The sequence below is a fragment of the Paenibacillus aurantiacus genome, assembly GCF_042431225.1.
In the GTDB taxonomy this organism is placed as follows: Bacteria; Bacillota; Bacilli; order Paenibacillales; family Paenibacillaceae; genus Paenibacillus_Z; species Paenibacillus_Z aurantiacus.
In genome coordinates this window covers 72,360-94,679 of record NZ_JBHMDO010000054.1, presented here as the reverse complement: position 1 = coordinate 94,679, position 22,320 = coordinate 72,360, and the positions used below count along the sequence as shown (strand labels likewise).

General features: G+C 54.0%; 20 protein-coding genes. All 20 read left to right on the top strand.

What is annotated here, in order from left to right; translation table 11 throughout:
- Positions 1–170: 170 nt before the first annotated feature.
- Entirely contained in the window at positions 171–1,184 is a 1,014-nt protein-coding gene (locus tag ACFFSY_RS33385; RefSeq protein WP_377502659.1) for an ABC transporter substrate-binding protein, read from the top strand.
- 65 nt (positions 1,185–1,249) lie between these two features.
- A complete protein-coding gene (locus ACFFSY_RS33380; protein ID WP_377502657.1) occupies positions 1,250–2,746 on the top strand; it encodes a sugar ABC transporter ATP-binding protein in 1,497 nt (498 codons plus the stop codon).
- 39 nt (positions 2,747–2,785) lie between these two features.
- Complete coding sequence (locus tag ACFFSY_RS33375; RefSeq protein ID WP_377502827.1) at positions 2,786–3,718, top strand: ABC transporter permease subunit; 933 nt, start codon at positions 2,786–2,788, stop codon at positions 3,716–3,718.
- A 212-nt stretch (positions 3,719–3,930) separates the two neighbouring features.
- Complete coding sequence (locus ACFFSY_RS33370; protein WP_377502655.1) at positions 3,931–4,383, top strand: hypothetical protein; 453 nt, start codon at positions 3,931–3,933, stop codon at positions 4,381–4,383.
- A 486-nt stretch (positions 4,384–4,869) separates the two neighbouring features.
- Positions 4,870–5,739: a helix-turn-helix domain-containing protein gene (locus ACFFSY_RS33365; protein WP_377502653.1), complete on the top strand. Its 870-nt coding sequence runs from the start codon at positions 4,870–4,872 to the stop codon at positions 5,737–5,739.
- Between the two features lie 162 nt (positions 5,740–5,901).
- Complete coding sequence (locus tag ACFFSY_RS33360) at positions 5,902–6,855, top strand: ABC transporter permease (RefSeq protein ID WP_377502651.1); 954 nt, start codon at positions 5,902–5,904, stop codon at positions 6,853–6,855.
- Positions 6,856–6,876: 21 nt separating this feature from the next.
- Positions 6,877–7,770 (top strand): carbohydrate ABC transporter permease, encoded by an 894-nt coding sequence (locus ACFFSY_RS33355; protein WP_377502649.1) that lies wholly within the window; start codon positions 6,877–6,879, stop codon positions 7,768–7,770.
- 61 nt (positions 7,771–7,831) lie between these two features.
- The gene (locus tag ACFFSY_RS33350; protein WP_377502647.1) at positions 7,832–9,508 is read left to right on the top strand and encodes an extracellular solute-binding protein; all 1,677 of its coding nucleotides are present in this window, start codon (positions 7,832–7,834) and stop codon (positions 9,506–9,508) included.
- Positions 9,509–9,677: 169 nt separating this feature from the next.
- Positions 9,678–10,655 carry an N-acetylglucosamine kinase gene (locus ACFFSY_RS33345; RefSeq protein ID WP_377502645.1) on the top strand — a complete coding sequence of 326 codons (978 nt, stop codon included), beginning with the start codon at positions 9,678–9,680 and terminating at the stop codon, positions 10,653–10,655.
- Positions 10,655–11,965, top strand: coding sequence for a 6-phospho-beta-glucosidase (locus ACFFSY_RS33340; RefSeq protein WP_377502643.1), 1,311 nt, complete (start codon positions 10,655–10,657; stop codon positions 11,963–11,965). The genes ACFFSY_RS33345 and ACFFSY_RS33340 overlap by 1 nt, the downstream gene beginning before the upstream one ends.
- A 196-nt stretch (positions 11,966–12,161) precedes the next feature.
- Positions 12,162–13,079 carry a helix-turn-helix transcriptional regulator gene (locus ACFFSY_RS33335; RefSeq protein ID WP_377502641.1) on the top strand — a complete coding sequence of 306 codons (918 nt, stop codon included), beginning with the start codon at positions 12,162–12,164 and terminating at the stop codon, positions 13,077–13,079.
- A gap of 127 nt (positions 13,080–13,206) precedes the next feature.
- Positions 13,207–13,596, top strand: coding sequence for a VOC family protein (locus tag ACFFSY_RS33330; protein WP_377502639.1), 390 nt, complete (start codon positions 13,207–13,209; stop codon positions 13,594–13,596).
- Positions 13,597–13,841: 245 nt separating this feature from the next.
- Positions 13,842–14,507 carry a TetR/AcrR family transcriptional regulator gene (locus ACFFSY_RS33325; protein WP_377502637.1) on the top strand — a complete coding sequence of 222 codons (666 nt, stop codon included), beginning with the start codon at positions 13,842–13,844 and terminating at the stop codon, positions 14,505–14,507.
- A 105-nt stretch (positions 14,508–14,612) separates the two neighbouring features.
- On the top strand, positions 14,613–15,284 hold the full coding sequence (locus ACFFSY_RS33320) for a pentapeptide repeat-containing protein (RefSeq protein ID WP_377502825.1): 672 nt from the start codon (positions 14,613–14,615) through the stop codon (positions 15,282–15,284).
- A gap of 50 nt (positions 15,285–15,334) precedes the next feature.
- The gene (locus ACFFSY_RS33315) at positions 15,335–16,510 is read left to right on the top strand and encodes a serine hydrolase domain-containing protein (protein ID WP_377502635.1); all 1,176 of its coding nucleotides are present in this window, start codon (positions 15,335–15,337) and stop codon (positions 16,508–16,510) included.
- A 432-nt stretch (positions 16,511–16,942) separates the two neighbouring features.
- Complete coding sequence (locus tag ACFFSY_RS33310; protein WP_377502633.1) at positions 16,943–18,136, top strand: winged helix-turn-helix domain-containing protein; 1,194 nt, start codon at positions 16,943–16,945, stop codon at positions 18,134–18,136.
- 181 nt (positions 18,137–18,317) lie between these two features.
- On the top strand, positions 18,318–18,905 hold the full coding sequence (locus tag ACFFSY_RS33305) for a TetR/AcrR family transcriptional regulator (protein ID WP_377502631.1): 588 nt from the start codon (positions 18,318–18,320) through the stop codon (positions 18,903–18,905).
- A 90-nt stretch (positions 18,906–18,995) separates the two neighbouring features.
- Complete coding sequence (locus tag ACFFSY_RS33300; RefSeq protein WP_377502629.1) at positions 18,996–19,610, top strand: DUF2306 domain-containing protein; 615 nt, start codon at positions 18,996–18,998, stop codon at positions 19,608–19,610.
- A gap of 206 nt (positions 19,611–19,816) precedes the next feature.
- Positions 19,817–20,386: a GNAT family N-acetyltransferase gene (locus tag ACFFSY_RS33295; RefSeq protein ID WP_377502627.1), complete on the top strand. Its 570-nt coding sequence runs from the start codon at positions 19,817–19,819 to the stop codon at positions 20,384–20,386.
- Positions 20,387–21,104: 718 nt separating this feature from the next.
- Positions 21,105–22,253: a galactonate dehydratase gene (gene dgoD, locus ACFFSY_RS33290; protein ID WP_377502625.1), complete on the top strand. Its 1,149-nt coding sequence runs from the start codon at positions 21,105–21,107 to the stop codon at positions 22,251–22,253.
- Positions 22,254–22,320 lie beyond the last annotated feature (67 nt).

Sequence of the window (22,320 nt, the reverse complement as noted above, 5' to 3'; positions counted from 1 at the left end):
CGGCAATGGTTAGAGCCCAGTTGTTACACCCGTCTGTTTGACATGCCTGCATAACCGGATAGGTTAACGGCAAAGCAAGTCTATTTCTATTGTCTTCGAAATCGATTTGAGAATCAAGAGCAGCTTCGCCGCTGCACGGCTATTATTCATAAACTTCCGGAGGTTATGCCATGAAATCCTATAAATTATGCTCCGTTCTGATCCTCTCGCTCCTGTTGGTCGTTACTGCCTGCTCCACGGGAAATTCCAACAACGGCGAATCAGGCAGCGCGTCCGCCGCATCGGACAATAAGCAGGGGAATGCCAAGTCGGCCAAGCCCGATGATAACCAATCGGACAAGAAGCTGAAGATCGGCTTGACCGTGCCTACGCTGGGCAATCCGTTCTTCGTGGCCATGTCCAAAGGGGCCAAAGAAGTCGCGGCAAAATATAACGCGGAAGTGACCGTGGTCAGCGCGGATCAGGATCTGGCCAAACAAACGCAGCAATTCGAGGATTTCATCACGCAGAAGGTCGATCTCATCCTGCTTAGCCCGTTCGATTCCAAAGGGATCGCGGCAGCCGTTCAGCAGGCCAAAGCAGCCGGCATTCCGGTCGTGGCGCTGGATGGCAGCGCGGAAGGCGGGATCGATTCGGTGGTCATGTCCGATAACGTACAAGCAGGCCGGCTAGCCGGCGAATACTTGGCGAAGCGGTTGAATGGCAAAGGGAATCTCGTGCTCATCGACGGTCCGCCGGTATCCGCGGTGATCGACCGGATCAAGGGGTTCAACGAAGTGCTCGCCAACTACCCGGATATTAAAGTCATCGCCAATCAGAACGGTGAAGGCAATCGCGAGAAAACGCTAACCTTGATGGAGAATGTGCTTCAGGCCAATAAGCAAATCGATGCGGTATTTTGCATTAATGACGAGGAAGGCGTTGGCGTGAAAATTGCCCAGGAGCAAGCCGGCCGATCGGAGGAATTTTTCATTGTCGGCGTGGATGGCGCGCCAAGCGCATCGGATGCGTTGAAGGAGAAGAAAAGTTATGCCGCCACCTCCGCCCAGTTCCCGAACCAGATGGCCATTCAAGGCGTCGAGCTGGCCATGAAGGTGCTTAAAGGCGAGAAAGTCGAACCGCAGGTGCTCATCCCGACGGAATTGATTACGCAAGATAACGTCGACTCATATAAGGGCTGGTAACCCGGGTCATGGTACAGGAGAACGCTGCAGCTGCAGTACACAATGACGGATATGATGGGCCCGTGATGCGGATGGAAGCGGTCAATAAGTCTTTCTCCGGCGTTCAGGTTCTCCATGGCGTGCAGATCGAGCTGTACAAGGGAGAAGTTCACGCGTTGATGGGCGAGAACGGAGCCGGCAAGTCGACGCTGATGAAAATCATGGCCGGCGTTCACCGACCGGATTCCGGTACGATCCATTACATGGGGAAGGCGGTCAACTGGCACAATCCGATGGAAGCCCGAGACCGAGGCATCAGCGTCATCCATCAGGAGATTAGTCTCTCGGCCAACTTAACCATCGGCGAAAATATTTTCATGGGGACGACGTTCCCGAAGAATCGGCTTGGGCTTGTCCATTGGCCGGAGATTTACGAGAAAGCGGCGCGTATTCTCGATTCCATCGGATCGAACCTGAATCCCCGAGCGTATGTGTCCAGCCTCAGCATCGCGGAGCAGCAGATGGTTGAAATCGCGCGCGCCTTGTCGTTCCGATCGGAAGTGCTGATTATGGATGAACCGACCGCCTCTTTGACGGATAAGGAAATCCAGAAGCTGTTCGCGATCATCGATAATCTGAAGCGAAAAGGCGTCGCCATCGTCTACATCTCCCACCGCATGGATGAAATCTTCCGGATCTCGGACCGGTACTCCGTCCTGCGCGACGGACGGTGGGTGGCAAGCGGGCCGATCGGGGAGACGAACCCGGACCATCTGGTCAAGCTGATGGTCGGGCGGGAAATCAAGGATCTCTTCCAGCGCAGCATCCAACCGCCGGATGCTCGTGTTCGTCGGAAGCCCGTCTTGGAGCTCGATCAGGTCAGCGACAATCGGGGGGTCAAAGGGGTATCGCTCAAGCTGTACCCCGGCGAGATCGTAGGATTGGCAGGGCTTGTCGGCGCCGGTCGGACGGAATTGGTGCGGTGCATATTCGGCGTATCCCGCCTTGCCGGGGGCGAAATTCGAATCGATGGCCAGCCTGTCCGGATCAATAACCCGACGGATGCGATGAAGCATGGCATCGCCCATGTGCCGGAGAGCAGGAAGGAGCAGGGGTTATTCCCCAACCTGTCGGTGAAAGAGAATATTCTGATGGCGCAGCTCCATACGTACCGGAAGGGCGGCATGCTGCAGGTCGGACGCGCGGATGCGGATGCCGAGGCCTATATCCGCGACCTCGGCGTGAGGGCCGCATCCAAAGAGCAAAACGTGATGGGGCTGAGCGGCGGGAATCAGCAGAAGGTCGTCATCGCCAGATGGCTGTCGATCCGGCCGAAGGTGCTGCTGCTGGACGAACCGACACGCGGCGTGGATATTGGAGCCAAGACCGAGATCCATAAGATCATCAGTCAGTTGGCCGAGGAGGGCTTGGCCGTCTTGATGATCTCGTCCGAGCTTCCGGAGATTCTTGGCGTCAGCGATCGGATCCTCGTTATGCATGAAGGGAAGATCGGCGCGGAACTGTCGAGGGAGGCCGCGACGCAGGAGACGATCATGCATTATGCGACAGGGGAGAGAACATAGATGCAAACCGAGATTCATGGGACACCGGGTCATGCGCCGATGACGAAACAGAAGCTGATTCACTATTTCAACCAGCTGGGCATGCTTATTATTTTATTGCTGCTCATTGCGGCCATGGCGGTATTCGCGCCGAACTTCACGGAAGTCACCAATGTGCTCAATATTCTGAAACAGACGTCCATTACGGCGATACTCGCGGCAGGGATGACGCTCGTCATCTTGACGGGCGGCATTGACTTGTCGGTGGGCTCGATCCTGGCGTTATCGGGCGTCCTGTCCGTCATCATGACCAATGCCGGCCTGCATCCGCTTCTGGCTATGGCTACAGGCATGGGGGTGGGGTGCGCGGCAGGCGCGCTTAACGGCTATTTGACCGCCGTGCCGAAGCTGCCTTCTTTTGTTGTCACATTAGGCAGCATGACCTATTTGCGGGGATTAGCCTACGTCATCAGCGGCGGGTATCCGATCGCGCTCGAGAACAGTCTGTTCAAGTTTCTCGGATCCGGGTATATATTTGGCATCCCAACGCCGATCTATATCATGCTGATCATCTTTGCCATCATGTACTTCATCTTGAACTATACGATGTTCGGGCGTCACATCTATGCCATCGGCGGCAACGAAGAGGCGGCTCGTCTGACCGGGATCAAGGTCGAACGGTCGCTCATCCGCGTCTATGCGATCAGCGGTTTGCTTGCCGGCATCGCGGGCATCGTCATGGCCGGGCGTCTCTTCTCCGCGCAGCCGACCGGCGGAACCGGTTATGAGCTGGACGCGATCGCGGCCGTCGTCTTGGGCGGCACGAGCTTCGTCGGCGGGTTCGGCCGCATCCAGGGCACGCTGATCGGGGTGCTGATCATCGCGGTGCTGACCAACGGCCTCGTCCTGTTGAACGTGGACTTCTACTGGCAGATGATCGTGAAGGGCGCGGTCATTGTGGCGGCCGTGTTGCTGGATCGTATACGCAGGTAATCGAGAGGTATCCGTCCATTGACCTGTTTACCCGCTTCTCTCTTGGAGAGGCGGGTTCTTTTGCATGCATTCTTGGGGAGGATCGTCCATCGGCCCAAGGGCTTGGGAAGTGCCATCGCGCAGCGTCTCCGATTACCCGCTATCCACCCAATCCAACGGCCCCACATCCACATAACCTATAGCGACCTTACCCGGAGAGGAGGAAGCGATCGATGAAGAATAAGAAAGAATCACGTTCATTCCTTCTAAAAGGCATGTTGGGGCAGTCAGGCATGGGCGGATTAGGGAAGGGCTCGCCGCTGCAAAGTATGCTCATGGGCCAGGGCTCGCCGCTCCAAAGCATGCTCATGGGCCAGAAATCACCGCTGCAAAGTATGTTCATGGGCCAAAAATCACCGTGGCAAAGCGCGCTCATGGGTCAGAAATCACCATGGCAAGGCCAGCTCATGGGTAAGCAATCACCATGGCAAGGCCAGCACATGGGTCAGCAATCACCGTGGCAAGGCCAGCACATAGGTCAGCAATCACCATGGCAAGGCCAGCACATGGGTCAGCAATTGCCTTGGCAAGGCCAGCATATGGGTCAGCAATCGCCTTGGCAGAGCGCGCCTATGGGCCAGAAACCGCCGTGGCCCGGCGGGCCATGGGGACCCTATATATGGTGAGACGGATGTGATTGTCAATTTATAGCTAATAATCAAGGAGCTATCCATCGTCACACGTCACCGTGGCGAGGCAGGGATAGCTCTTTTTGGTTATTTCGGAAATTATGCAACCATTCATGTTGTGGATCAAACAGCGAGCGTGTTCGCGAGAGCACCCGTGCGCATGAAGCTTTGTCCGCGAGGACAAAAGCGTGCCGACTCGAAGCAATCCGCCAACCGCGAACCATGATGGCTGCACGAAGAAGGGAGTCCAGAGGGCGAAGTCCTATGGTTCCCCTCGGCGGAGGGGGAAGGGGGAGGGAGCAACAAGGGGGAGGAGCAACAATAGTGGGGTCAAAGGGGCGAAGCCCATTGCTTCCCCTCGGCGGAGGGGGAAGGGGGAGGGAGAACTGGAAAACCCCCTCTTGCTTGGTGATATCTATTGTGACATGCTGGTGATAACGTGAAGGTATTTCCAAGCCCAATTCCGTAGGGGAGGTTATGGAGATGACGATGGCGAAGATGGCGGATATTGCAAAGGAAAAAGTAAGATTGGCTCGAAATTATCCGATTCTTGTAGAAGAGACGATCGGGGTCGACAGCGGCTATCAGCGGCTCCATTGGCATGACGTGCTGGAGATCAACGTCATTAAATCCGGCACCGGGTATTACATCATCAACGGCAAGCGATATGAGTTCCAGCAGGGGGATATCCTGCTCATCAACTCCAACGATTTGCACTGCGCCTACGAGACGAGAGACCTGATCATGCAGGTGATCAGCTTCGACGGCAGCTGGCTCATCAGCAGCTTGCGGCTTGACCCCGAGATTCTTAGTCCTTTCCGCGAAATGAACATCCACTTTACGAATCTGCTCGATCGCGATCATCCCCAGATCGGGCAGCTGCGCGACATTCTGCTCGACCTTCAGCGCGAGCACGAAGCGCAGCAGCGCTCCTACACGTCCATTGTTTACGCCCATTTGCTGCAATTCTTGGCCATCGTCAATCGCGAATTCCGCATCCCCGATAGTCCCGCCCATCAGCATGTCATCAGCGAGCGGCAGCTCGAGAAGATCCGCCGCGTCCTCCACGAGATGGAGGAGAAGTTCGCGTATCCATGGACGCTGGAGGAGCTCGCCGCGCTCGTATACCTCAGCCCATCGCGCTTTAGCGATACGTTCAAACGGGCGGTCGGGATGCCGCCGCTCCTCTATCTCATTCATCTGCGGCTGGAGCATGCGGTCATGCTGCTTGAGCGCAATCAGATGAAAATTACCGATATTGCGCTCGAATGCGGCTTTCGGACGCTGACGAACTTCAACCGTTTGTTCAAAAAGCATATTGGCGTGACCCCGATGTCCTCCCGCAAGCATTAATCGCCTCAATAATCTGAAAACAGGAAGATAGTGCTGGTTTTTAATCGTATAAGCAAAGAAATCGTAAAGGGATCGAGCTACAATAGACATATGGAAGGCAACAGATGGTGTTAGATAAAGTTACGCATAAGTAACTTCAAAAGACGGCCAAGGGGGAAGTCGATGCGCCAATCTGCTACCGCGAAAGCGATGCAGCGGAGGAAGACAGCGCCGCTGATCATCCGCATCATTCGGCAATGGGACGTACAAGCAATGGTCGTACCCGCGATTTTATTCGTATTCGTGTTCAGTTACATCCCCATGTACGGCGTCGTGATGGCGTTCCAGGATTATAGCTTGTTCAAAGGGGTGACGGGCAGCCCTTGGGTGGGCTTCAAGCACTTCGAGATGTTCTTCCATGCGCCGGAGTTCTGGGGCATCATGCGCAATACGCTGGTCATCAGCTTGCTGAAGCTGATCATTGGCTTCCCGGCGCCGATCGTGCTCGCGCTCATGCTGAATGAGATCGGCAGCCGGGTGTTTAAGCGCGGCATTCAGACGATCAGTTATTTGCCTCATTTTCTCTCGTGGGTCATCGTGTCGGGCTTCATTGTCTCGATTCTGTCGACAGACAACGGGAGCTTGAACATCCTGCTGGAGAAGCTGGGCATTATTGATGAACCAATCAACTTTATGTCGGAACCGAAGTACTTCTGGAGCATTCTCGTCACGACGAATGTGTGGAAAGAAATCGGCTTCTCCTCCATCGTCTATTTGGCTGCCATCGCCGGCATCAACCCGCAGCTGTACGAAGCGGCATCGATGGATGGCGCAAGCCGGCTTCGCCAAATGTTCTCGATTACGCTGCCTTCGATCACGCCGGTCATCGTCGTCTTCTCCATTCTGGCGATCGGCAATTTGCTGAATGCAGGCTTCGAGGATATATTGCTGCTGGCCGGCAATCCGGTGCTCCGGGATGTGAGCGACGTGCTCGACACCTATGTCTATCGGATCGGCATTCAGAATAACCGCTACTCCTATGCGACCGCGGCCGGATTGTTCAAAGCCGTCATCAGCATCGCGCTGCTGGCATTCGCTAACTACGCGGCCAGGCGATCGGGGAACAGCCTATGGTAGAGGAGAGGGAGGAGGGTTCCCATGTATTTGACGCGGGGAGACCGTACGTTCATCGGCTTTAATTACGCCCTATTGCTGCTGCTCGGGTTCGTCGCGTTCTATCCGTTCTGGAATGCGGCGGTCATCTCGTTCAATCTCGGCAGCGATACGTCGCTTGGCGGCATCACCTTCTGGCCACGGGCATTCACCTGGCAAAATTACGATGTCGTGTTCCGGGATGAGCGTCTGATCGACGGCTTCATCATCTCCGTGCTGCGGACGGCCGTCGGCACGTTCCTGTCCATCGTTGCGACAGCCATCTTCGCCTACGGCATGACGAAGCGCGAGCTGATCGGCCGGAAGTTCTATATGATCATGAGCATTTTCACGATGTATTTCGGCGGCGGCCTGATTCCCACGTACCTCCTGATCCGCGAGCTTCAGCTGATGAACACGTTCTGGGTCATGGTCGTGCCCGGCGTCATCAGCGTATGGAACATGATCATCTTCCGTACCTTCTTCAAAGGGATGCCGGTGGAGCTCGAAGAATCCGCGCAGATCGACGGCGCTTCGAATTGGGGCGTGCTCATGCGCATCATTCTGCCGTTGTCCGGTCCGGTTATCGCGACGTTGTCGCTGTTCACCGCCGTCTATCATTGGAACGACTGGTTCGCGCCGAGCATCTACATCTCGAATGTCGACCTGCTTCCCATTCAGACGAAGCTGCAGCAAATTCTCAATTCGAACATTATGCTCGACCAGATGGCCAACATGGATTCCGCTGCGCAGGGCCGCCTGAACAAAATGCGGGCCGTGACGACGAAGTCGCTGTCGATGGCGACGATGATGGTGGCGACCGTACCGATTCTGTGCGTCTATCCGTTCGTCCAGAAGTATTTCGTCAAAGGCGTGCTCATCGGTTCGTTGAAAGAATAGGCGAGGGTTCACGGCAATTGCATGGATATAGAAGATGGGCGGGGAAGGGAGTTTTGGTCAAATGAAAAGAATGAAGTCCAGCTTGCTCGCAGCCATGTCAGTCATGCTGATCCTCGTAATCGCGTTAACGGCTTGTACAGGTTCGAACGGGGGCAATTCGCCCGGCGGCGAAGGGAAGAAGACGAACGAAGCTTCTTCTAATCCAGGCAAGACGAATACCGGCGGAGCCTACGAGCTGGGCAAGGAGCCGCTCGAGTTCTCGTTCTACGGTCATTATGACTGGTATACGATGCCGGAGTGGGGGGCAGATCAGGCGACCAAATGGATCAAGGAGAACAAGAAGGTCAACGTCATTCCGGTCAGCTCCGGCGGGGCGGCGAAGAACAAGCTGTCCACGATGATCGTATCCGGCGAGCTGCCCGACGTGATCTGGATGGAGCGCGGACCAGACGTGGAGCAGCTTCGTTCCGAGGGCATGCTTGTTCCTTTCGACGATTACCTCGACAAATACCCGAACTTGAAGAAATGGGCCGGCGAATCGACGCTGGATATGCTGCGGTCGCCCGACGGTAAGCTGTACCAATTCCCGAACTGGTATACGACCCAGCCGAACGGCAACTCCGGTTACCTCGTAAACAAGAAGATTTATGAAGAATTGGGGAGCCCGAGCCTTGAGACGACGGATGATCTCTACAACTATTTAACGCTGGTCAAATCGAAATATCCGAACGTCGTGCCGCTTGAAGTCGGCCAGACGGGTGGCGGCATCGACGTTATGGTCTCGGCGTTCGCGGAGAATCGTCCGTATACTTTCAATACGATGATGGCTGTGCCCAATGGCGACAAGCTGACCTCGCTCTTCACGGACCCGGTCTACCGGGAGCTGCTGCAGTTCGTCAGCAAGCTGTACCGCGAGAAGCTGATCTCGCAGGATACGTTCACGCAGAAGCTCGAGCAGGTGGAGCAGAAGATCGTCACGGGCAATGTCGCCGTCTATGTTGCTTCGAGTCCGACGGAATTCGGCGCCAAGGGCCATGCGGCCTTGACGCAGCAGGATCCGAATGCCGGCTATATTATGGTGTGGCCCGTTCACAAGCAGGGACTCGACAAGAACAAGATTTTCCCCGGCGATTACAAGCAGCTGGGCTGGAACGTCAGCGTCATCACGAAGTCGGCGAAGGACCCCGAAGCGATCTTCGCTTTCCTCGACTGGTTCACGGGACCGGAAGGACAACGCACGATTATGTGGGGACCTGAAGGCATCTATTGGGACGGCGTCAATGAGGAAGATCAACCGCTCTTCACCGAGGCGTTCACGAACGATCCGCACGGCCGCGAAGAGATGATGAATGCCACGGTGAATTTTCAATGGAACGGCAATACGGTCTACGTGGACAATGCGAAGATGAAATTCGAATCGACGCTGCCGCCGGAGAAGAAGAACTGGGAGACGCGCTGGCAGTCGGAGATCACATGGAAGACGCAGTTCAATACGACGGAATACGTCAATCTCGATCCGGCCGGCGATACGGAAGAAGGCATTGCCGCCCAGCAGGTGCGCGAGATCTATGAGAAAGCGCGCGCCAAAGCAGTGCAAAACGCAGGCAGCGACGCTGAGGTGAACGCCATTCTCGACCAGGCGGAGGCTGACGCGAACAAGGCCGGCTATGAGAAGCTGCTCGCCTACAAAACGACGAAGTGGCAGGAGAACAAGCAGAAACTCGGGGCTAGCAAGTAACAGCTGGCATCTATAGCGGTACAGGACTAGAGATAGTTAGCGGTACAGGGATGTTCTTATGACGGGCTGGCGCACTTGTCGCTGCTGGATAGCCGTGCCGATCAGGCCGGATAGGCGGCCGCGCGTGCAGTCGGCCCGTCATCATCTTCCATTCATAGGAGCGATTGATTTGACATATTACTTGGGCGTGGATGGCGGAGGGAGCAAGACGCTCGCGGTCATCTCGGATGACAAGGGGCGGATCGTCGGTCAAGGCAGGAGCGGATGCGGCAACCATCAGATCGGCGCCGCCATCGCGGAGCAGAGCATCCGGGAAGCGGTAGGATCCGCGCTGGAGGAAGCGGGGCTTGCGCAATCGGACATTACCTATGCGATGTTCGGCCTTGCCGGCGCGGACAGGGAAGCCGACTTTCAGATCCTTCGACCGCTGGCGGCGGGGCTAGGCTTCGAGCGGCATGACGTGGTGTGCGATACGGTTATCGGACTGCGCGCGGGAACGAGGCAGCCGGATGGCGTCGTCATCATTTGCGGCAGCGGCACGAACTGCTACGGCGTCAATGCGAGCGGCGAGAGTATCCAGGTCGGCGGCTTCGGCTATGAATTCGGCGATTTCGGCGGCGGGAGCGAGCTTGCGGTCGAGGTGTTCCGGACGGTCATTCGCGCTTGGGAAGACCGGGAAGAGCCGACGAAGCTGACGGCGCTCACGCTCGAATCGTTAGGGTATGATTCGGTCGAGTCGATGTTCCATCATTACTTGGATGAGGGCAAGCGGGCGCCGCACACGCTGGCGAAGCTGCTCTTCGATGCTGCAGATGAAGATGATGTGGCGAGAAGGCTGCTCGCGAAACAAGGGACCGAGCTCGGACTAGCTGCACGCGCCGTAATTCGGAAGCTGGCGATGGGGCAGGACGTCTTCGACCTCGTCATGGTCGGAAGCGTATTAACGCGCAGCGACAACCGGCATCTGGTCGCGGCCATCCAAGAGCTCGTCCTGCCTGAAGCGCCTGGCTGCACGCTGCGCACCTTGGAGCTCGAACCGGCCGCAGGCGCGCTGCTGCTGGCGATGGAGCGAGACGGCTGCGCCGTCCAGGAGGCCGTCTACGAACGGCTGCATCTCGACTTGGCGATAAAGGAGCGGATACGGTAATGCCACATCACCTGAAAATTGCCGTCATTGGCGGAGGATCCTCCTACACGCCGGAGCTGATCGAAGGTTTCATCCGGAACTATCCGTCGTTCCCCGTGACGGAGATCGTGCTTGCGGATATCGGACAAGGGAAGCAGAAGCTGTCGATCGTGGGCCAGCTTGCGCAGCGGATGATCGAAAAGTCGGGATTGCCGATCACGATCCGATTGACGCTGGACCGCCGGTCGGCGCTGGAGGACGCCTCGTATGTGCTGACGCAACTGCGGGTCGGACTGCTCGAGGCGCGCGGGTGGGATGAATCGATACCGCTCCGGTATGGCTTTCTGGGGCAAGAGACGACGGGAGTGGGCGGTATGATGAAGGCGCTGCGGACGATCCCCGTCCTGCTGGATATTTGCAAGGATATGGAGGAGCTGTGCCCGGACGCGTGGCTGCTGAACTTCACGAATCCGGCTGGAATGGTAACGGAAGCGATCCTGAAGCATTCGCGCATCCGCTCCATCGGGTTGTGCAACTCGCCCATTGCCGCGTACAAATGGTTGTCTCGGCTGTACGGCGCGCCCATCGACCGGATCCATTGCGAATTCGTCGGTCTGAATCATCTGCATTGGATCAGCCGCATCGAGGTGGAAGGCGTATCGAAGCTGGAAGAGATCCTCGGCGGCGGGGAGGCGTATTCGGCGAGCAACGTGCCCCAATTCGCCTGGAACGAGCGGTTGATCCGATCCCTGGGCGCGATCCCGTCCTATTACTTGAAGTACTTCTACCTCCATCGCGAGCTGCTGGCCGAGCAGCGGGAAGCGCACGGCAAGGGGGAGAACCGGGCGGAGACGGTGAAGCGGCTCGAAGAAGAATTGTTCGAGGTATACCGGGATCCGGAGCTGTCCCATAAGCCGAAGCAGCTCGAGCAGCGAGGCGGGGCTTATTACTCGGAGGCGGCGGTCCATCTGATGAATTCGCTCCATAACGACACCGGCGATATTCAGACGCTCAATGTCGCCAATGGCGATACGCTGCCGTTCCTGCCGGCCGACGCCTGCATCGAAGTGAACTGCAAGGTGACGGGAGCGGGGCCGGTCGTGCAGCTGGTGACTAATGTGCCGCCGGCGGCGGTCGGTCTCATTCAAGCGGTGAAGACGTACGAGCAGCTCGCCATCGAAGCCGCCGTAACCGGCAGCCGCGATATGGCCCTGCTCGCGCTGGCCGGCCATCCGCTCATCGATTCGGTGAATAGGGCCGAGCAGATGCTGGATGAAATGCTGACTCGGAACCGCGCGTATTTGCCGCGATTTTTCCAGACAACGCCATAGATGACGCTGCAGGCTGTCCGCCTCATGAGCAAAGGGCTCAGAGGAGGGCAGCTTGTTTGCGCGCAAGATGTCCTGCGTTTCGAACCTCTTTGCGGATCGCTTCCGCAATATTCATCACGACATCACTTTGATAGGAGGATCTGCTATATTTTAGTATAGTAGCAAGATAGTATAGCAGCTTGGTATGGGGGATAGCATGAAAATAGACCGATTACTCGGCATCGTGATCTACTTGTTAAGTCGTAAAACGGCTAGCGCGCGTGTATTGGCCGAGAAGTTCGAGGTTTCCGCGCGCACGATTCAACGGGATATGGAGACCTTAAGTCTGGCAGGGATTCCGGTAGGGTCCTTGCAGGGGGCGAACGGCGGATATTACATCATGGATCGCTTTGAAATGAATAGCCAGGTTTTTCAGCCGGAAGATTACAATTTTATACTTACGGCGTTGAAAGGGTTGCGATCCGGGTACGACAGCCGCAAGGCTGAAGCGACCTTCGAGAAAATGCTGGCGCTGCTGCCGGTCAACCAGACGCCGCAGCCGCATTTACACCTGGATTTCGGCGTGTTGCGCGAAGTATCCCGGATTCGATCGGATATTACGGCTTTAGAAACCGCCATTCGCAACGGATGCGCTGTCGGATTCGAATACACGAATGCCGATAATCAAACCTCGCAAAGACTTGTCGACCCGCTCATCATCACGTATAAGTGGTACGCTTGGTACTTGTACGGTTATTGCCGGGACAAACGGGACTATCGTCTCTTTCGGGTGTCGCGGATGCGCCGCGTGACTTCGACGACGCAGCCGTTTTCCCAACAACACGAGGACGGCGAAACGCTATTAGCGAAGCATAGGGATGATCGCCCTCATATCGACGTGAAACTGTTGTGCCCGGCCGATCTTCGGATATCCATCGAGGAAGCCTTTCCGAATTCGCTTCTGATGGAAGAGGATGCCGATCATTTTACAATCGAGTTCAGCGCTCCGGAATGGGGCAGAGGTTGGTTTGGAACGCTGCTTGCTTACGGCAATCGTGTCACGGTATTGGAACCGGAACCGTTGAAACAACGAATACGGTCTCATGTCCAATCCATGCTTGAATTGTATCCATGAACGACGACATACAGTTGTCCGATATCCCCCTTTATAATGGCCGTAACCATTGTCAAGGGGGCTTTTTATTGACAAAGGATGCAGCGCGCCGGTTGTACGTATGCCTAATCGGAAAGGAAGTTTTTCTATGAAAGCACAAGTAACCGTCATTACGTTGTTAACCGATGACGTTCCCCGAATGAGTCGATTTTATCGCGATGTGCTTGGATTTCCCGTCATCGTAGACACTGAGGAGTACGTGGAGTTCGCCAATAGCGGCGTGCGTTTGTCCATTTGCGCCAGACCGTTAATGGCCGTCAATACGGATGGTCATCCTTCCTATTCCGAAGCGTTCAGAGGACAAGCGTTGGAATTGTGTTTTCCGTGCGATTCGCCGGAGCAGGTTCAAGCCGCCTATGAGCAAATTATTGCGAATGGCGGTACGGCCATCAAAGGACCGGCGCTTATGCCTTGGGGACATACGGTTGCTTTTTTTGCCGACCCCGAAGGAAACATCCACTCGATCTATGCCGAATAACGAGCAATTCGGGGCCATGAACATGAACGAGAAAGGATGCGGAACACATGCCATATCCCAATTTCAGTATTCGTCATAAAATTGACGTGATCACGGGAGCGAGCAAAGGCATCGGGTATGGAATCGCCAGTCGCGGGCATCCCAAAAGGGGTGATTTTGATTTTGTTTTTGAGGGGGGTTGACATTTAAAGGTAAGTCGAATATATTGTTTACATACCAACCGAATGTATGTAAGGAGAGGGCAAATGGCAAGAAATAAATATCCCGAAGAAACGACCAACCAGATCCTGACCGTAGCGTTAAATCTGTTTATCGAAAAAGGCTACGAGCAGACCTCCATTCAGGATATCATCAACGGGCTGGGCGGGCTGACCAAAGGGGCGATCTACCATCACTTCAAGTCGAAGGAAGAGATCATGCAGGCCGTTATCGTTCATCTGTTCAAAGATGCTGACGAGATGCTGTCCGGCGTCCGGGACGACAAGGAGCTAAGCGGTCTGGAGAAGCTCCGTAAGATTTCCCAGGTCTCGCTCAACAATCCCGCCCAGAACGAAATGGCAACCGTGGGACCGAACCTTTTACGCAATCCGAAGCTGCTGGCGGCCCAGATCGAGCACATGATCGAAAGAGCCATTCCTATCTATATCCAACCTATCATCGAGCAAGGGATGCGAGATGGCTCGATCCGAACCGATTATCCTAGGGAGCTTAGCGAAGTGTTGTTGGTTCTCACCAATCTGTGGCTCAACCCGGCGGTTATCCCGGCTACGCCCGAGATGATGTTGCGCAAGGTAAGGGTGTTCGATGAAATCTTGAAAGGCTTGGGGCTTGACCTGTTCGATGAACAAATGTTTCAACGCTACGAGGAGCTATTTCGCATGTCAGCGAGAGAAGTCCGCACAGAGAAGTAAACTGCCGAAAGGCAGCTTATTTTTGGGACTATACATACCATCGGTTGGTATGAATAGATAATCTGAGTTCAAAGCGCATATAAAAAACTCTAAGGAGATGTGAATATGATGAATCCAAAATCGACAATGACCACCCGACGGAATGTAGTGACCAACTTTAGCGCAAGTAACCTGGCCAAAAGCGATTTTGCAGGCGTCACGGCACAAAAAGGACGGTTTAACAGCAGCGCGCTCTCCGGTTCCGACTTTGCCGGCGCGAATTTGACCGGCAGCACGTTCGAGGGCAGCGAGGTACGCGAAGCCAATTTTGACGGCGCGAATCTGACCGACTGCAGACTAACCGCGCTTGACCTGACTCATGCAACCTTCAAGAAGACGATTCTTGTACGAACCGCTTTCAGCGGCGCTAGGCTGGAAGGAGCCAAATTCACGGGAGTCAGATTGACCGACGTCACGATATCGATGACCGATCTTCGAGCAACGATTTTTGAAGATTGTTTATTTGACGGGGTTCATTTCAAGGACGCCGATTTGAGCGGGAAATGTTTTGACGGACAGACGTTTGTCGGCGTCAAGTTCGAGAAAGCTGCGTTAACCGATGCTTCGTTCAAGGGGGCTGTATTTAAAGATGTTTCGTTCCATCCGGGGTTTACGTTGACTAAAAAGTACTATCGCATGATCAAGACCATCTGCTTCGACGGCGCAAAGATGGATAAATTGACCTTTGCGCTGCTGAAAGGCATGGATGCCAACTTGTCGAAAGTGACGGTCATATAAAGGAGCTTGCTGCGAACAGGACCATAAAAAAGTAAAGCGAGGGAAACGAAATGAAAAAAGAAGATTTTAGTTCGTCTGAAAAGCTGAAGGAAAAAGGATTCGCTACCGGGCAGGATCGCCCGGAGCTGCAGAAGGCCATCCAGGAGATCGTCGATTCCGGTTTCCTCGGGGTGCAGCTGCGCGTGCACGATGAGCAGGGCGAGTGGGTCGGCAGCGCCGGGGCGAGCAGGCTGGGCGAAGCGGCGAAGCCGCCTACAAACGGGCACTTCCGGATCGGCAGCAACACCAAGACCTTCACCGCGACCGTGGTGCTGCAATTGGTCGCCGAGGGCAGGATCGGGCTGGATGATCCGGTGGCAGACTACCTGTCCGAGTTCGGGCTGGACCGGCGAATCACGGTGCGGATGCTGCTGCAACACACCAGCGGGGTGTTCAACTACACCGGCGAGTACTATGAAGACGGGACGGTCGTGCCGGGGATCCCTTGGCAGGGCCAAGAGTGGGTAGACAATCGGTTCAAGACCTACCGGCCGGAGGAGCTGGTACGGCTGGCATTGTCTAAGCCGGTGCGATTCGAGCCGGGAACGGACTGGAGCTATTCCAACACCAACTACGTGCTGGCCAGGCTGCTGATCGAGAAGGTCACCGGCAGCTCGCTCGCCGAGGAGATGCAGCGGCTGATTCTGGGGCCGCTCGGGCTGTCGGGTACCGTGGTACCCGACACCCAGCCGGAGCTCCCCGAACCGCACGCCCACGCCTACTACCGGTACGAGGACGCCGGCGAGCAGAAGACGGTCGACGTCACCCGCCAGAACCCCTCCTGGATCTCCACCGGCGGTGACATGATCTCGACCACCCAGGATCTCCACACGTTCATCTCCGCGCTGATGGGCGGCAAGCTCCTCCCGGCCCCGCTGTTGGCCGAGATGTGCAAACCGTATCCCAAAATCGGTTATGGCCTGGGGGTGTTCGTGCAGGGCTCCGGCCCGAACGGCGACGGTACCATCATCACCCACAACGGCGGCATTTCGGGCTACGCGGCATTGATGTACAGCACGCCCGACGGCAGCAAGACCCTGACCGCCTCCATCAACTATGTGGACGACGTGGCAATGTCCCTGGCAGCGGCGTTCCAGAAGGCGGCGCAGAGGCTCGTCGAGGAGGTGTTCGGCGGCGGTCCGGCCGGGTCGGCTGACGCGGCCGAGCAGACCAGCAAACAGGGCTGAGCACCGCGGCCCCGTACGCTTTATTTGGACGAATGATTGTCGGAACGACCGTGCAAGAGAAATTAAGTCCTATATCATGTTGAGAACGATCGGTAAAGAATTATTTTTTACTGATCGTTCTCAAAAACCTCGTAACATCCCCATACTACGTACTTGCCCAACTGCACCACGACGGTAGACGACTCATGAGGGACAAGGGGGAAGATCGTTCAGCCGGCAGCAAGAGTTAGTAGAAGCGGGGTATGCACTAGGGTCAACGCTATCGTACTCTTGTCGCTTTGCGGCATTCAATCGCTCTTGTTTTTATGTGCGAAATAATGGTAATATTTTACGAGAACGTATGTTTGTTTTGGTGTTTCCAACGATAGGGGGAATAGGCGTGGTTGAAGTCATTGCGGCTCGCGTCTGTTACATTAAGGAGCCGAGGTGTACATGATCCAATTGACGAACCGCCAGGCACGGCAATTTCTGCTATTGAAGCACGGATTGTTGGGCGAATATCATTTTGCCGGAAAGCAGGGAGTATTGGATTTTGTGCGGCAGGTCGGCTGTATTCAATTCGATCCTATCGATGTTTGCGGGAAGAATGCCGAGCTGGTGCTGCAGTCGCGAATCAAAGGATTTACCAAGAACATGCTCGCCGAGCTGCTGTATGAAGATAGAATGCTTGTCGATTATCCCGACAAGAATTTGGCCATTATCCCTGTCGAGGACTGGCCCTACTTTGAGCGGTACAGGCAGGCCGCGAGGCAGCATGCCAAGCGCTATCCCGACATGGAAGCATTGATCGAGCAAGTACGCGCTCATATCCAAAGTCACGGTGCGCTAAGTTCGGATGATCTGCAATTGGATGGGAATTTCACGTGGCGATCGGCCATCCACTGGAGCGGCGGCAACAATTCATCCCGGTCGGTGCTGGAGCAGATGTACTCGACAGGCGAGTTGATTATCCATCACAAAAAAGGAACGCGTAAATATTACGATATCACGGAGAAGTACATACAGCTGGATCTGCTGAATGCGCCGGAGCCGCTGGAGGACGAGCTGGAGCATTATAAGTGGCGGGTGCTGCGTCGAATCGGCGCTGTGGGACTTCTATGGAATCGCGCATCCGATGCCTGGCTGAACATATGGGGTTTTAAAGCGGAGCAGCGTAACGAGGTTTTCCGCCAACTGCTGCACGAAGCTCGCATTGTTGCTGTTGCCGTGGAACAAATGAAGGATATCCTATATTGCCGCGTGGAGGACTTGCCGCTTATTGAAGCCGTTATGCAAGATCCAACGCCGACATGGCGCTGCGAGCTGATTGCCCCGCTGGATAATTTCATATGGGACAGAAAATTAATCAACGAATTGTTTGGATTCGATTATACTTGGGAGATTTACACGCCCGCAGCCAAACGGAAATTCGGTTATTATGTGCTGCCTCTACTATACGGGGAAAGCTTCATCGGACGAGCAGAGGTAATCGCGGAGCGCAAAACCGGGACGCTCGTTGTGAAAAACGTCTGGTACGTGAACGGCATAAAGCCAACCAAGCCATTGCGCACGGCTTTGAACAATTGCTTTCAACATTTTGCATTATTCAACGAATGCGAGACGATTTCGATGGCGTACATGAACTGATTCTCTTGTTCCACGGTATTTGCCGACAAGTCCCCCATTCATGATGAGGCTGCCTGCACGATCGGGTGGCCTCATAAGGAATTGCGCAGCAGTGAAAGCGGATAGCTAGGCGCGTTGACGGACCTATACTGCGTATGATATGTTTAATTAAACACCGTTCAAATAAAGAGAGGTATTTCATTTGTCACCGAGAAAAGCCGTTGAACATGAACTGAGCCGACAAAGAATTCTTGAAGCGGCAAGGGAGCGATTCGTGCAGCATGGTTATCGCGATGTTTCCATGCGCGGCCTTGCGAAGGAATTGGGTTATTCGCCGGGGGCGCTCTATTATCATTTTCGCGAGAAGGCTGAATTGTTTGCTGCAATGATAGCGGAAGATTTTCACGAACTGGACAGCCTGCTAGAGAAAGCGGTGCGTACATCGCCGAACCCTGGACGGGAACGGCTCGGGTTGATATTTTTATCTTTTATCCGATTCGGTCTGGAGAACAAGCGGTCATTCGAACTGATGTTTTTGATTCAGGAGCCGGGACTTGAAAGCTACGCGTCGCAAGCGAAGATGGCCAGCTATGAGAAGTTTTACAGCGCCGTGAAGGAATCGCTGCAGCTGATCAACGCAGATCGGGCGGACGATGTCCAATTGATCTGGTTGTTGTTCCTATCTCTGCATGGTTTTGTTAGCTTTTATGTCCACAGTCCGCAAACGTATGAAGACATTGCAACGCTTGCCGACTTACACGTTCAATTATTGCTCCGCGGACTTGCGTAATTTTTTTAAACTTTAATTGAACGATGTTTAATTAAAATTTTGTCAAGACATGCAGTATGCATTGCATTACAGATGAGAGTGGGGATTGAAATGGGAAGAAAAATCATTCTGGTACTCATTTTTGTTTTTGCATTTTCGATTGCGGGCTATGCGGTTGTTCAGTATGGCTTCCTAGGAGCAAGTAATGCGGGACTTGTTGCTTTCAAACTGCAAAAACCGGATTTTGAAATTAGTCCCTGGGTCGACGTGCTGTACATTCATATTGTTACGGCCTTGTTGGCTTTGATTATCGGCCCATTTCAACTATTTATGAAGCCAACGAAAGATAGGAGGCGCCGGCACAAGCTGTTAGGGTATGTCTATGTGAGTTCGGTTACGGTGAGCGGGATCGTAAGTACGTATTTATCCTTTTTTGCTACGGGTGGTTGGATTGCCGGTCTTGGCTTTATGCTGCTCGATGTATGGTGGGTGGCGACGACGCTTACCGCGGTACGCAAAATAACGGTCCATGACCTACAAGCGCATAAAGCATGGATGCTTCGCAGCTATTCGCTTACTTTCGCAGCTGTAACCCTTAGACTCTGGTTGGCGCCGCTAGTCCTGATTATGGGCGATTTCGAGGCTGGGTATCGGATTGTGGCTTGGGTTTGCTGGATTCCTAATCTGCTCGTCATGGAAGCAGTCATTCGCAAGAAAGCTACATAAGTGGCTGCCGGTTTTCAAGGCCATGGGCCCGATGCTGAAGGAGCTTTATACCAACCGTAAGCTCGGCTTCCGTGGCTCAGAGTTCATGTTCGGATGGCGCAAGAAATAGCAATAACCAGCACATGATTAGCAACAATAAGGAAGAATTATCTCCCTCTAAAAATTAATATGAAAGGATCTAAAATAATACAAGGAGTCGGTTGGCAATGAACATTCAAACGGTATTTGAGCAATTCCCCGTCTTAGAATCAGATGATGTATCGCTTCGGAAGATTGAGTTACTTCACCTAGAGGATGTATTTGCGATATACAACAACGAACGTGTATTTGAATATTGCGGTATTATTCCAAAGCACAATGTTGAGACTGTAAAAACGATGATCGGACACTTTGAACGGGATTTTATCAAAAAGGCACGTGTAAAATGGGGGATTTTCACGAAGGAAGAGCCTGATAAAATGGTGGGCATTATAGAAGCAATGGACTTTAATCAAAAGGTAAGTATGGTGACGATTGGTTATTATTTGGCGGAATCGGCATGGGGGAAAGGAATCGCAACAAAAGCCGTTCATTTACTAATCCAATACCTATTCGAAACCGTAGACACAAACAGAATACAGGCTGAGGTCATGCCCCAAAATCATGAATCGAAAAAAGTGCTGCTGAAAAATGGTTTTATACAAGAAGGAACATTAAGACAGGCCGCTATTTGGTCAGGAAAAGGAATTGTGGATTTGGAAATCTACGGGTTCCTTAAAGAGGATTACTCCAGGTAGTGCAACAGTAGCCCCCTGGTTTGCGTCTAATCTTGATGATGAACAAGGGGGATTGATCATGAGCCGAGCTCTGGTTTTATTGTTCTTGTCTATTTTTATTTTGACGGCATGTGACACTGGCGCTGATACGAGCTCCCGTGAAGTTAATGATGACTCGCATAAGTCCGAAAATACTTCTGAGAAACAGGAACCGTTTCATTTCCAAAGGGAGCAAGTTGTCAGCGTGACGATTTATCGACCATTCTTCAGGGTGCCCCTTCTTTTTCGGGAGAAGCTCCCGCTGATTGGAACCATACAATCGGATTAAGTCAAGCGATGGGAGTGAAAGAAACCTTGAGATAACAGGCAATGGGTCCGTCTTTATCTACCAGACGTTATAGAAGGCCTATTCACTGGATAAAGAGAGATTCAACGACTTTCTTGGCGGATCTTAAAAACAACAATAGGAGCCGGGTTCTCCGTCCGATCCAGATGAACGCTCTTCATATGCTGATAAGTTGCGTTCTTGGATACAGGAGAACATTTAAGGTCTAGTTCTAGAATGCGACAAATAAATCGTAAGGCAGGGGTTATAATACACGGTGTATCCTACGCTTATAAAGCGATAAATAGATTTGAAGGGAGTTAAACCTTCCTTGTAATGAAAGCGCTTAGAAGTCAGGCGATCGCACAATTCTTCTTTTTCAATAAGAGAAAAGGTGAAGGTGATGATTCGACTATGAAAATCAAAAGCTATGAGACGTTCATCGTACCGCCGCGCTGGCTGTTCCTTAAGATCGAAACGGATGAGGGGATTGTTGGGTGGGGAGAGCCGATCGTGGAAGGCAAAGCGCATACGGTTCAAGCGGCCGTAGACGAGCTGATGGATGCGTTAATCGGCCAAAATCCATTGCGTATCGAGGACCATTGGCAGGTCATGTACCGCGGTGGCTTCTACCGGGGCGGCGCCATTCTCATGAGCGCGATTGCCGGCATCGACCAGGCGCTGTGGGATATCAAGGGCAAGTATTACAATGCGCCGATTCATGAATTGCTGGGCGGGGCTTGCCGCGATTCGATGCGCGTCTATTCTTGGATTGGCGGGGATAGACCGGGCGACGTGGGCCGGGCGGCGCTCGAGAAGAAGCAGGCGGGATTTACGGCCGTGAAAATGAATGCAACGGAGGAGCTGCAGTTCATCGATTCCTACGAGAAGATTGATCGGGTGGTGGAACGCGTAGCCGCGATTCGGGAGTCGGCGGGGCCGCATTTCGGCATCGGCGTCGACTTTCACGGCCGCGTCCATAAGCCGATGGCGAAGGCGCTGGCCAAAGCGCTAGAGCCCTACCGGCTACTATTTATTGAAGAGCCTGTGCTGCCGGAGCATAACGATGCGCTTCGGGATATTGCGACGCATACGAGTACGCCGATTGCAACCGGTGAGCGGATGTTCTCCAGATGGGATTTCAAAGCGCTGCTGCAGAGCGGTTATGTGGATATTATTCAGCCTGATCTGTCTCATGCCGGGGGCATTACGGAGTGTAAAAAAATATTCGCTATGGCGGAAGCTTACGACGTAGCGGTGGCCCCGCACTGCCCGCTCGGGCCGATTGCGCTCGCCGCCTGTCTACAAGTCGATGCAACCGCGTACAATGCCGTTATTCAGGAGCAGAGCTTAGGCATTCATTATAACGAAAACAACGACTTGCTCGATTATTTGACCGACCCGACGGTATTTGCCTATCAAGACGGCCATGTCCGTATTCCGAGCGGGCCTGGCTTAGGGATAACGGTGGATGAGGATGTCGTCCGCAAGATGGCGCAAATCGGTCATCGCTGGCGTAATCCGTTGTGGAGACATCAAGATGGTTCGGTGGCGGAGTGGTGATGATTCGACTTTTGCGAAGCGACTGTTCGTTCGTGACTGCAGCGGGTATTTGTCGGTAGAGCTATTA

Excerpts from the sequence above, each read along its gene's own strand:
- ACFFSY_RS33380 (WP_377502657.1), top strand. The coding sequence starts at position 1,250 with ATGCGGATGGAAGCGGTCAATAAGTCTTTCTCCGGCGTTCAGGTTCTC.
- ACFFSY_RS33350 (WP_377502647.1), top strand. The coding sequence starts at position 7,832 with ATGAAAAGAATGAAGTCCAGCTTGCTCGCAGCCATGTCAGTCATGCTG.
- ACFFSY_RS33370 (WP_377502655.1), top strand. The coding sequence starts at position 3,931 with ATGAAGAATAAGAAAGAATCACGTTCATTCCTTCTAAAAGGCATGTTG.
- ACFFSY_RS33335 (WP_377502641.1), top strand. The coding sequence starts at position 12,162 with ATGAAAATAGACCGATTACTCGGCATCGTGATCTACTTGTTAAGTCGT.
- ACFFSY_RS33310 (WP_377502633.1), top strand. The coding sequence starts at position 16,943 with ATGATCCAATTGACGAACCGCCAGGCACGGCAATTTCTGCTATTGAAG.
- ACFFSY_RS33385 (WP_377502659.1), top strand. The coding sequence starts at position 171 with ATGAAATCCTATAAATTATGCTCCGTTCTGATCCTCTCGCTCCTGTTG.
- ACFFSY_RS33315 (WP_377502635.1), top strand. The coding sequence starts at position 15,335 with ATGAAAAAAGAAGATTTTAGTTCGTCTGAAAAGCTGAAGGAAAAAGGA.
- ACFFSY_RS33340 (WP_377502643.1), top strand. The coding sequence starts at position 10,655 with ATGCCACATCACCTGAAAATTGCCGTCATTGGCGGAGGATCCTCCTAC.
- ACFFSY_RS33365 (WP_377502653.1), top strand. The coding sequence starts at position 4,870 with ATGACGATGGCGAAGATGGCGGATATTGCAAAGGAAAAAGTAAGATTG.
- ACFFSY_RS33355 (WP_377502649.1), top strand. The coding sequence starts at position 6,877 with ATGTATTTGACGCGGGGAGACCGTACGTTCATCGGCTTTAATTACGCC.
- ACFFSY_RS33300 (WP_377502629.1), top strand. The coding sequence starts at position 18,996 with ATGGGAAGAAAAATCATTCTGGTACTCATTTTTGTTTTTGCATTTTCG.
- dgoD (WP_377502625.1), top strand. The coding sequence starts at position 21,105 with ATGAAAATCAAAAGCTATGAGACGTTCATCGTACCGCCGCGCTGGCTG.
- ACFFSY_RS33360 (WP_377502651.1), top strand. The coding sequence starts at position 5,902 with ATGCGCCAATCTGCTACCGCGAAAGCGATGCAGCGGAGGAAGACAGCG.
- ACFFSY_RS33375 (WP_377502827.1), top strand. The coding sequence starts at position 2,786 with ATGACGAAACAGAAGCTGATTCACTATTTCAACCAGCTGGGCATGCTT.
- ACFFSY_RS33325 (WP_377502637.1), top strand. The coding sequence starts at position 13,842 with ATGGCAAGAAATAAATATCCCGAAGAAACGACCAACCAGATCCTGACC.
- ACFFSY_RS33320 (WP_377502825.1), top strand. The coding sequence starts at position 14,613 with ATGATGAATCCAAAATCGACAATGACCACCCGACGGAATGTAGTGACC.
- ACFFSY_RS33295 (WP_377502627.1), top strand. The coding sequence starts at position 19,817 with ATGAACATTCAAACGGTATTTGAGCAATTCCCCGTCTTAGAATCAGAT.
- ACFFSY_RS33330 (WP_377502639.1), top strand. The coding sequence starts at position 13,207 with ATGAAAGCACAAGTAACCGTCATTACGTTGTTAACCGATGACGTTCCC.